This is a genomic window from Virgibacillus sp. LDC-1 (genome assembly GCF_030137545.1).
GTDB lineage: Bacteria > Bacillota > Bacilli > Bacillales > Amphibacillaceae > LDC-1.
The window spans coordinates 1-11288 of the sequence record NZ_JARUVL010000011.1 but is presented as its reverse complement, the minus strand read 5'-3'; the positions used below and the strand labels follow the sequence as shown (position 1 = coordinate 11288).

At 38.3% G+C, this 11288-nt stretch carries 9 protein-coding genes, 1 rRNA gene and 1 other annotated feature (1 of these 11 running past the window's edge); of the genes, 1 reads left to right on the top strand and 9 read right to left on the bottom strand.

The features are described from left to right. Positions 1 to 125, bottom strand: a binding site (T-box leader); it reaches 88 nt to the left of the window's first position. 44 nt (positions 126 to 169) lie between these two features. The 8 genes from gltX to QBK89_RS10380 form a co-directional block, all read right to left on the bottom strand. Further along, positions 170 to 1639 (bottom strand): glutamate--tRNA ligase, encoded by a 1470-nt coding sequence (gene gltX / locus QBK89_RS10415; protein WP_284140991.1) that lies wholly within the window; start codon positions 1637 to 1639, stop codon positions 170 to 172. Positions 1640 to 1818: 179 nt separating this feature from the next. Further along, entirely contained in the window at positions 1819 to 2919 is a 1101-nt protein-coding gene (locus QBK89_RS10410) for a PIN/TRAM domain-containing protein (RefSeq protein ID WP_284140990.1), read from the bottom strand. A 242-nt stretch (positions 2920 to 3161) separates the two neighbouring features. Further along, positions 3162 to 4532 carry a DNA repair protein RadA gene (radA, locus tag QBK89_RS10405; protein ID WP_284140989.1) on the bottom strand — a complete coding sequence of 457 codons (1371 nt, stop codon included), beginning with the start codon at positions 4530 to 4532 and terminating at the stop codon, positions 3162 to 3164. A gap of 237 nt (positions 4533 to 4769) precedes the next feature. Then, the gene (clpC, locus tag QBK89_RS10400) at positions 4770 to 7196 is read right to left on the bottom strand and encodes an ATP-dependent protease ATP-binding subunit ClpC (protein ID WP_284140988.1); all 2427 of its coding nucleotides are present in this window, start codon (positions 7194 to 7196) and stop codon (positions 4770 to 4772) included. Positions 7197 to 7284: 88 nt separating this feature from the next. Then, positions 7285 to 8352, bottom strand: a complete 1068-nt coding sequence (gene mcsB, locus QBK89_RS10395) for a protein-arginine kinase McsB (protein WP_284140987.1) — start codon at positions 8350 to 8352, stop codon at positions 7285 to 7287. Then, complete coding sequence (mcsA, locus tag QBK89_RS10390; RefSeq protein ID WP_284140986.1) at positions 8349 to 8885, bottom strand: protein-arginine kinase activator protein McsA; 537 nt, start codon at positions 8883 to 8885, stop codon at positions 8349 to 8351. The genes mcsB and mcsA overlap by 4 nt, the downstream gene beginning before the upstream one ends. A 45-nt stretch (positions 8886 to 8930) precedes the next feature. Continuing rightward, positions 8931 to 9398: a CtsR family transcriptional regulator gene (locus tag QBK89_RS10385; RefSeq protein ID WP_284140985.1), complete on the bottom strand. Its 468-nt coding sequence runs from the start codon at positions 9396 to 9398 to the stop codon at positions 8931 to 8933. A gap of 241 nt (positions 9399 to 9639) precedes the next feature. Next, complete coding sequence (locus QBK89_RS10380) at positions 9640 to 10338, bottom strand: MgtC/SapB family protein (RefSeq protein ID WP_284140984.1); 699 nt, start codon at positions 10336 to 10338, stop codon at positions 9640 to 9642. 154 nt (positions 10339 to 10492) lie between these two features. On the opposite strand from QBK89_RS10380, the gene QBK89_RS10375 reads away from it, so the two are divergent. Beyond that, entirely contained in the window at positions 10493 to 11113 is a 621-nt protein-coding gene (locus QBK89_RS10375) for an NUDIX hydrolase (RefSeq protein WP_284140983.1), read from the top strand. 54 nt (positions 11114 to 11167) lie between these two features. On the opposite strand, the gene rrf is transcribed toward QBK89_RS10375, so the two are convergent. Further along, positions 11168 to 11283: ribosomal RNA gene (gene rrf, locus QBK89_RS10370) — 5S ribosomal RNA — on the bottom strand. Positions 11284 to 11288 lie beyond the last annotated feature (5 nt).

The window sequence follows — 11288 nt, the reverse complement described above, 5'->3', positions numbered from 1 at the left end:
TACTCTCTTTTCCATGCCAGACTCCGAGGCGCATTTTAGAAAGAATGCTTTAAACCACTCTCAGCCATGGTGGTTCTCTCTGGATAAGCGATCCCTTTCCTACTTTTCCTCTTCTTCGTTCAATGATAATACTAATACTATATTACAATTTCACTTGAATGTGAATCATTTAAGCTCCTAATTGCTTTAACAGCTCATCTAAACGAGCAATAATTACTTCTTTTCCTAGTAGTTCAATTGCAAATGGCAGCTCTGGACCGTGTACTTGTCCAGTAGTAGCAACACGAATAGGCATAAATAGTTTTTTACCTCGATGTCCAGTTTCTTTTTGTGTCGCTTTGATTTGAGCTTTAATTGCATCTTTATCAAAGGATTCTAAGTGAATTAGCTTGTCGGTAAATACTTGGAGTACTTCAGGAACCTGCTCTTCTTTCAGCACTTCCATAGCCGCTTCATCATATGCAATCGCATCCTTGAAAAAGAGCTCGGTCAGCTCAACAATTTCCGCTCCATAACGTAATTGTTCACGATAAAGCGTAATCACATCTTCCGCCCATTTTCTAGTTTCTTTATCCATATCCGCTGGTAATTTACCCGCTTCAATTAAATGAGGCATTGCTAAAGCAATTACGTTTTCAAGCTCTGCCGCTTTAATATATTCATTGTTCATCCACTTTAACTTTTGTGGATCAAAAATCGCTGCTGAAGTAGATAAACGATTCGGATCAAAGATTTCAATCAATGTCTGTTTATCAAAGATCTCTTCTTCTCCAACCGGAGACCAGCCGAGCAATGTAATGAAATTAAACAATGCATCGGGTAAATAACCGAGATCATGATACTGCTCAATAAACTGCAAAATATGGTTATCACGTTTACTTAGCTTTTTACGATCTTCATTTAAAATAAGTGTCATATGCCCATATGTTGGAGCTTCCCAGCCGAATGCATCATAGATCATCATTTGTTTTGGTGTATTGGAGATATGCTCTTCACCACGTAAAACATGAGAAATTTGCATCAGATGGTCATCAATAACAACCGCGAAGTTATACGTAGGAATGCCATCCTTCTTCACAATTACCCAGTCACCAAAATCGCTTGATTCAAAGGAAATATCGCCTCTAACGATATCATTAAATGTATACGTCACCTGATCAGGCACACGAAAACGGATACTCGGCTGACGTCCTTCCGCTTCAAATTGTGCAATTTGCTCTGCAGTTAAGTCACGATGTGCTCCAGAATATTTTGGCACTTGCCCATTTGCACGTTGCGCTTCTCGCTCAGCTTCCAGTTCTTCTTCCGTCATATAACATTTATAAGCAAGACCTCGATCTAATAGCTCATTCACGTACTTCTCATAAATAGTTAAACGCTCCATTTGACGATACGGTCCATAGTCTCCACCAACATCTGCACCTTCATCCCATTCAATCCCGAGCCACTTAAGAAACTTTAGCTGACTTTCTTCGCCACCAGCAACATTTCTCTTTTGATCCGTATCCTCGATTCGAATGATAAATTTTCCATTAAAATGTCTTGCATACAAATAGTTGAATAAAGCGGTACGAGCATTTCCAATATGCAAGTGCCCTGTTGGGCTTGGTGCATAACGCACGCGAACTTCTTTTGACATGGTGGTTCCCCTTCCTCATAAAGTACAATTTTAGTTAAAACGGTACGAATCTATAATCATTACACTATCGCTATTTAAAAATGACCACGAATCGAATCATTTTATAAAACAGTAACAAAAAGCGATAACAATTTCTGTTATCACTTTTTATTCTATATCCATTATAAGTTATACCCTTTTTATAAGGCTTTTTCAAGTAATTTTGGTTTTGCAAAGATCATACGACCTGCAGATGTTTGAAGAACACTCGTAATAAGTACTTCGATTGTTTTTCCGATATAATTTCTTCCTTCTTCCACAACAATCATCGTACCATCATCAAGATAAGCAATTCCTTGATTCTGTTCTTTTCCATCTTTGATCACTTGTACAACAAGTTCTTCACCAGGTAATACAACGGGCTTTACAGCATTCGCTAAATCATTAATGTTTAAAACGCGAACCCCTTGAAGGTCACACACTTTATTTAAGTTGAAATCATTCGTAACTACAACACCATTAATCACTTTTGCAAGTTTAATTAGCTTGCTATCGACTTCCTGAATTTCCTCGAAATCTCCTTCATAAATTTCAACCTTAACCGGAAGCTCTTTTTGAATTCGATTGAGTACATCAAGTCCTCGACGACCTCGATTTCGTTTTAATACATCTGATGAATCGGCAATATGCTGTAATTCACCTAAAACAAATTGTGGGATTACAACCGTCCCCTCTAAAAAGCTCGTTTGACAAATGTCGGCAATACGCCCATCGATAATTACGCTTGTGTCTAATATCTTTGCTTTAGGGGTTGCAGTCTCAGCAGAATCGGCCTCTGTCACCATCCGCTTTTTGTCCCGTTCTTTTCGGCTAACATTCAACAGATTTACAAATTCGTCTCTCCGTCTAAATCCAACCTGAAATCCAAAGTAACCTAACAAAATCGTAATGAACAATGGGACTACTTGGGATACGAATTTAATATTAATATCCTGTAGTGGAATATTAATTAAATATGCAATCACTAATCCAATTATCAGCCCAAGACTACCAAAAAACAAATCTCCGACCGGGATTTTTATAAGCGCCTCTTCAATCCACTTTAAAAACCCTACAATATAATCAACAAGCCAGAACGAAATAAGAAATAAAATAATAGCACCCAATGCAGTTCCTAGAAAAGGGGAAGCGACCCATTTCATATCTGTGAAATCTAGGAAATTCACAATATCAGGTACATATAGATACCCTAGTGTTCCTCCAGTAATTAGAAAAAACAAATACACTACCTTCTTTAACAAACCTTTCACCTCCTACCCATTATTATTACCTATTACTATAAAAAAATAACCATTATTTTCAAATTGTCTAGTCTGTATCTATTAAATAATAGCACAGGTAAAAAAAACAATCAAACAAGTAAAAATAAAATTTTAACACACCGACAATTAAAAGTCAACCTTTTTTACTATTTTTCTCCAATTGATTCTATTTTATGTGTCTTTTGAATCATTTTGGTTGATTTGTAAAAAAAAGACACATATCATTCGCGTATCGTACCTATTTTTAATGCTTCTTGCACAGAGGATACACCGACAACCTCAATGTTCTTTGGTAGTGTCCAACCTTCCAAGTTCCTAGCTGGACATATGACTCGTTTAAATCCAAGCTTGGCAGCTTCTTGTACCCGTTGTTCTACGCGAGATACACGCCTAACCTCACCAGTCAATCCGACCTCTCCTATATAAATATCATCTGACCTGGTTGGTTGATCTCGAAAGCTCGAAGCAATACTAACCGCAATTGCTAAATCGATAGCAGGCTCGTCCAGCTTTACGCCACCAGCAACTTTAATATACGCATCCTGGTTTTGAAGCATTAAGCCAACACGCTTTTCTAGCACAGCCATTAATAGCGGTACACGGTTATGGTCAATTCCTGTTGCCATTCGCCTCGGATTCCCGAAGCTTGATGGCGAAACAAGCGCCTGTATTTCTACTAATACCGGTCGAGTCCCTTCCATAGAGGCGACAACAGTCGATCCTGCTGCTCCTTCAGAACGCTCTTCTAAAAATATTTCAGAAGGATTAAGCACCTCTCGCAGGCCTTCTTCCTTCATTTCAAAAATTCCCATCTCATTTGTACTACCAAAACGATTTTTAACACCGCGTAAGATGCGGTACGTATGATGCCGCTCGCCTTCAAAATACAACACTGCATCAACCATATGCTCTAGGAGTCGTGGACCTGCAATTGCTCCTTCTTTTGTAACATGGCCAACAATAAAAATAGGAATATTATTCATTTTAGCAATCCTCATGAGCTCTCCAGTACATTCTCTTACCTGTGAAACACTTCCCGGAGCACTGGTTACTTCCTCACGATAGATTGTCTGAATCGAGTCAATTACTACAAAGGAAGGCTGTAGTGCTTCGATTTGATTCGAAATGTCGAGTAAATTCGTTTCAGCAAGCACGTATAATTGATCAGCGGAAATGCCAAGCCGATCGGCTCTTAGCTTCGTTTGCCTAGCCGATTCCTCCCCAGAAATATAGAGAACAGAAAGATCTTTATGCGCAAGCTCTGAGGAAATTTGTAAAAGCAAGGTTGATTTTCCTATACCAGGATCACCACCTATTAATACAAGTGAACCGGGAACAATCCCACCACCTAACACACGGTCGAATTCCTTTAAAGACGTTGTAATACGTGGTTCTTTTTGTGATACAATCGAGGTTATTTTTTCAGGCTTGCCTACGGACTTCACCCCTCTTGCAAAACCACTTTGCTTGCCGGTTGCTTCCACTTCTTCAACCAATGTATTCCATGTATTGCAACCTGGACATTTCCCCATCCATTTCGCAGATTCATAGCCACATTCCTGACAAATGAACTTTGTTTTTCGTTTTGCCAAAGCACTCTTTCCTTTCTTCTATATTGTATACGATTTATGCGCCCGAAAAGTTACAATAACCTATCAATTGATTAAAAAAATTCCATAGTTATGCCACAAACTATCCGAAGCCCTATCTTCTCTTTCATTTTGATGCTTCTATCTTACCATTAATTAGCACTAGAAAAGAGAAAGAAAAAACCGGAAGCGCTTTTTCTTCCAGTTTTTCCTTCCATGAAAGTTGAGAATGCTTTACTTTTACGAAAGAACAATAAATTCTCCTTTATTGTTTAAGCCAATTTTTACTGTTTCACCCTTTTTAATCGTCCCCTGCAAGAGTGCCTCAGATAACAAGTCTTCTACATTCTTTTGAATCGAGCGACGTAATGGGCGCGCCCCATATTCCGGCTCAAATCCTTCGGCAGCAATCTTTTCTAAAGCCTTGTCGGTAAGTGTGAACAATATATCTTGTTCCTTTAATCGACGCTTTAGCTGATCAACCATTAAGGTAACTATTTTCTTCATATGTTTTTTCTCTAGTGAATGGAAAACAATCGTTTCGTCAATTCGATTTAAAAATTCAGGACGGAATGATTTTTTGAGCTCATCCATTACTTTCGCTTTCATATCCTTATATTCCTGGCCTTCATCTTCTAGATTAAAGCCGACATATTTGTTTCTTCTTAGCTCACTTGCTCCAACATTCGATGTCATAATTAAAACCGTATTTCGAAAATCAACGACTCTTCCTTTCGAGTCTGTTAATCGTCCATCCTCCAACACTTGTAAAAGGATATTAAATACTTCTGGATGTGCTTTTTCTATTTCATCCAGCAATACGACAGAATACGGCTTGCGACGTACCTTTTCCGTCAATTGCCCACCTTCGTCATAGCCTACATAGCCTGGAGGAGATCCTACCAGTCTAGACGTAGAATGTTTTTCCATGTACTCGGACATATCAATGCGAATCATCGCATCCTCATCCTCAAACATTGCTTCAGCCAATGCACGAGCCAGCTCTGTTTTACCAACACCCGTAGGGCCTAGGAAAATAAACGAACCTATTGGACGCTTTGGATCCTTTAACCCTGCTCTTGCACGACGGATAGCAGTAGAGATCGCTTTTACCGCTTCCTCCTGGCCAATAACGCGGTGATGTAAAATTTCCTCTAGCTTCAATAAGCGCTCACTTTCATCCTTTGTTAGCTTTGATACTGGAACACCAGTCCAAATAGATACAACACTTGCAATATCCTCTACCGTTACTTGCGAGCTTTCTTGTCCTTGCTTTTCCTTCCACTTATCCTTTGTTGCTTCTAGCTCTTCGCGAAGTCGTTGCTCTGAATCACGTAATGAAGCAGCTTTTTCAAATTCCTGGCTTTGCACTGCTGCATCCTTTTCTTTCCGCACTTCTTCCAGCTTTTCCTCTAGCTCTTTTAAATTCGGAGGAATCGTATACGAACGAAGACGTACTTTTGAACCCGCTTCATCAATTAAATCAATTGCTTTATCTGGTAAAAAACGGTCCGTAATATAACGATCCGATAAATTTGCCGCAGCCTCAATTGCTTCATCTGTAATTGTGACACGGTGATGTGCTTCATAACGATCGCGTAAGCCTTTCAATATTTGAATCGTTTCACCTAAGGTTGGCTCATCTACTTGAATTGGCTGGAAACGTCGTTCAAGTGCCGCATCTTTTTCAATATATTTGCGGTATTCATCAAGTGTTGTCGCGCCAATACATTGCAATTCTCCTCTAGCTAAAGAAGGTTTTAAAATATTTGAAGCATCAATAGCACCTTCTGCACCACCGGCACCGATTAATGTATGCAATTCATCTATAAATAAAATGATATTGCCTGCTTGACGAATTTCCTCCATCACTTTTTTTAAACGATCTTCAAATTCACCTCGATATTTCGTCCCGGCAACAACGGTCCCCATATCTAACGTCATTACGCGTTTATCGCGAAGTGTTTCCGGAACCTCGTTATTGACAATTTGCTGCGCAAGTCCTTCAGCAACGGCTGTTTTCCCGACACCTGGTTCACCAATTAAGACCGGATTATTTTTTGTTCTTCGACTTAAAACTTGAATGACACGCTCGATTTCCTTGCTGCGACCGATGACTGGATCAATATTTCCTTCTTTTGCGATATGTGTCAAATCACGTGCTAAAGAATCCAAGGTAGGTGTATTTGCGTTCGTTGCTTGACCTCTTCCTTGTCTTCCTGTTTGTGATTCATTACTTCCTAAAAGCTGAAGCACTTGTTGTCTTGCTTTATTTAAACTAACACCTAAATTGTTTAATACCCGAGCGGCCACACCTTCTCCTTCGCGAATTAAACCGAGAAGAATATGCTCTGTTCCCACATAAGAATGACCAAGCTTTCTTGCCTCATCCTGTGAAAGCTCTACTACCTTTTTCGCTCGTGGTGTATAGTGAATCGTTTGCATAGGTTGCTTACCAACCCCAATGAGCTTCTCCACTTCTTCTTGTATCTTTGACACTTCTAGACCTAAAGCCTCTAGCGCCTTTGCAGCTATTCCTTCTCCTTCGCGAACGAGTCCTAATAAAATATGTTCTGTACCGATATTATTATGCCCTAGTCTTACTGCTTCTTCTTGTGATAAGGCGAGTACTTTTTGTGCTCTTTCTGTAAAGCGCCCAAACATCATATACCATTACCTCCTACATTCAATCTTCATAAATACGTTATTATTGTTGTGTTCGTTTTGTTACGATAGCCACTCTTGGAACTATTAATCATTTATTTGACTCGAGCGCTAACCGTTCTCGAATTAAAGATGCACGCATGAAATCTCGTTCTTCAGCGGTTAAGGTTCGTTGCGCATAATGCTGTAAAAAACCAGGCTGTGTTAATACAACTAATTCATTCAAAATGGTCCGTGAAATATTTTCAATCAAACCAAGGTCAATTCCCAACCGAACATTTGATAACCGATTAGCTGCTTCCTTCGACTCCATGATTCTACTATGCTTTAGCACTCCATATGAGCGAAAAATTCGATCTTCCAGTGTATAACGAGACTGCTCCATTAGCCTATTCCTTGCTACTCGCTCATGTTCAATGAGTTGCTGAACAACACTTTGCAAATCTTCAATAATGTCTTGTTCAGATTTTCCAAGCGTAATTTGATTGGAAATTTGAAAAAGGTTTCCTAACGCCTCACTACCCTCTCCATAAATACCTCTGACGACCAAACCTAGTTGATTAATAGCTGGAATCATGCGATTTAATTGCTTTGTCAACGCTAATGCTGGCAAGTGCATCATAACAGATGCTCGCATGCCGGTACCTACATTTGTCGGACAGCTTGTTAAATACCCTTTCGTTTCATCAAAAGCATAATTGATGTTTTCTTCTAACCAATCATCAAATTCAAATGCCTTTTCCAACGCCTTTGTTAATTGTAAGCCCGGATAATATAATTGAACACGCAGATGATCCTCCTCATTAATCATGACAGAGACTTGTTCATTCTTTGAGATAAGCGCAGCAGCGGAAGAAGCATTTTTTACTAATAATGGACTGATTAAATGTTTTTCTACAAGCACCCTTTTTTCAATTGCCGTCAAGTCTCGAATTGAAATGAATTCAAAGTCCTCATATTCCTGAAAAGATCTATGGGCATAAGCTTGGAAAAAATTTCGAATTTCATCTAGTTCCTGGGCATCGGCGACAATAGGAAATACATAATCAGAAAAATTACGAGCTAACCGAATACGACTGCTAAGCACAATATCACTATCCGGACCATCCTGGCGCATCCACGGACTTATCGCTTCATTCATGAAATGCTGTAGCGTCATTCATTATCACCTGCTTTTTTTGCTTGAATCTGTTTTTCCAAGTCTTTAATTTTATCTCTTACGGTTGCCGCTTTTTCAAACGCTTCCTGCTGAATTAATTGCTGTAGTTCGTCTTTATACGCATGTAGTTGCTTTTTTAAATGTAAATTGCCGCCTTTGCGCTTTGGAATTTTTCCATGATGCTTCGTATTCCCACTATGGACGCGACGAAATATCGGATCAAGCCGATCGGAAAACGTATGATAGCATTCCGCACAGCCAAATTTCCCAGTTTGTTTAAATTGGGCAAAGGTTAACTTACATAGAGGACATTGTAAATCGGTCACCTGTTGAAGCTGTTTTCCCATAGATGGGTTATCAAAATTGAAAAGGCCTGTTAACAAATTATGCAGTGAATAGCCTTCTTCTGGGTATGTCACATAACCTTTCTCTTTCGCACAAACATCACAAACATGCACTTCCGTCTTATTGCCATTGATGACTTGTGTAAAATGTAAGGTAGCTGGACGTTCATGACAATCCTGACATTCCATTGATTATCTCCCCTTTTAAAATGCTGTGACAGCATCGAAAATCATTTAATCATGCAGGTATTTTAACGTAGAAAGCATCGCTGTTAATATACGTGACCGCACTTCATCGCGAAGGGGTAATTGAAATGCCAATGTACTTCTTTCAACAGCACTCACCATCAACCTCGCTTCACGCTCTGTTATGATTTTTTCCTCCAGCAACCTTTCTAAAACGTTAATTGCAGCCTGCTGTGTAACTTTAGGGTTTATTAATTGTATGATTTCATCGATCAATTCAGACTTGTCCTGATACTTCACGCGAATGATGCGAATATATCCACCACCACCACGTTTACTTTCGACTATATATCCTTTTTCAATTGTAAATCGTGTATTAATAACGTAATTTATTTGAGAAGGAACACATTGAAATTGATCGGCTATCTCACTTCGCTTTATTTCAATGGAATTTCTTCCTTTGGCTTGCAGTATTTGTTTTAAGTATTGTTCAATTACATCTGAAATATTGCTCATGAGTTCACCTCCTATCGTAACCCATTTCATGTATTAGCATTTTTGACTTTGACTATCTTTGACTATGTAATTATTATACGACAAATCCATTCAGAAGAAAACCACTATCTACCTCCATTTTACCCAAGCTAGCATAAGAAAAAACATTTGAACTAAAAATAAAACTTCATTTATTTAGAAGTTCTACAAAAAGAAGCTTATTAATCGTTACTATTTTCATGTAACAACTAATAAGCATTTTCTACGTTCGTTCCATAATACTCCGTACCTGTTCTATTTTGGATAGCTCTTCAAAAATAGTGAGTCTATTTAATTGATTATCTTTTTCTATTTTTATAAAGATGTTCCGTAAATCATTTTCAATTTGAACAACTTCTACCTTTTTAATTGATACATCATATCGTTCTAAAACAGCAAGCACTTCATTAACTTGTAAGTCTCGCTGCACCGTAATTTCAACAATAATTGATGAACGCCCTTTTCTAAATAATTTCTCAAAGTTATTTAAAAAAATTAAGCTTAGTAAAATAAACAATGTCGTTAAAATAGCAATTCCATACATTCCTGCTCCTACAACTAAACCAAGTCCAGCCACCGCCCAAATAGATGCAGCTGTCGTTAAACCACGTATCGTTCCACCATAAACCATAATTGTACCTGCACCAAGAAAACCGATCCCACTAATCACATAAGAAGGAATACGTGCAGGATCAAAACGAATGTTGTCATAGCGATCAATGTAATGCTCAAATCCATACAACGACAAAATCATCATTAAACAGGATGCAATGCCAACTAGTATATGTGTTCGAAAGCCTGCAGAGTGGTTTTTAAGTTCACGCTCAAAACCAATTAATCCAGAAAGGACAAGCGCCAAAAACAAGCGACCAGCAATTAATAAAAAATGATCACCTAACATATTTTGTACAAAACTAATCACCGCTTCCTCCCCCCTGTTAGTAGCTATATAATTTATTGTACAATAACATTATAAAATAACCCATTAAATCTAAAGACAATACAATATCTATTTATATGTTAATAGCTCGTGAATATTTATAAAGATGAAGTTTTTTTAAAGGAGAGAACAAATAATGAGCAATGATTGGTTAAATTGGGCAAGAAAAATACAAGCAATTGCACAATCTGGATTAAGCTTTACAAAAGACAAATATGACGAAGAGCGCTATACAGAACTTTTAAATATTAGTGCCGAAATAATGTCCAAGCATACGAATGCAACAATGACCTATATTGAGGATTTATACGCAAATGAAATTGGCTATCAAACTCCAAAAATTGACGTCCGAGGTGTAGTGTTTAAAAATAATACGTTGCTTCTCGTTCAAGAAAAATCTGACGGAAAATGGGCATTACCAGGAGGGTTTTGTGATGTAGGGCTTTCCGCAGCCGAAAATATAATAAAAGAAATTAAAGAAGAAGCAGGTTGCATCGTAACGACCGAAAGATTACTCGCACTATTAGATAATAACAAGCAAAACCATCCACCACAAGCATTTCAGTACTATAAAATTTTTATCCAATGCAAAATTATTTATCAAGAAGAAGCAAGCAACTTAACAGAAACTTCTAATGTAGGTTTTTTTACAAAGGATAATATTCCCCCACTTTCTACGGGACGAAATACAAAACAACAAATCCATAAGCTCTTTGAGTTTTTAAATGATCCTTGTAAGCCTGTTTGGTTTGATTGATCTATATTGTTTACAAAATAAAAAAAGTCAGGTTCTATGACCTGACTTTTTTTCGCCTGGCGGCGTCCTACTCTCACAGGGGCAATGCCCCAACTACCATCGGCGCTGAAGAGCTTAACTGCTGTGTTCGGCATGGGAACAGGTGTGACCTCTTCGCTATCGCTACCAGACAAAT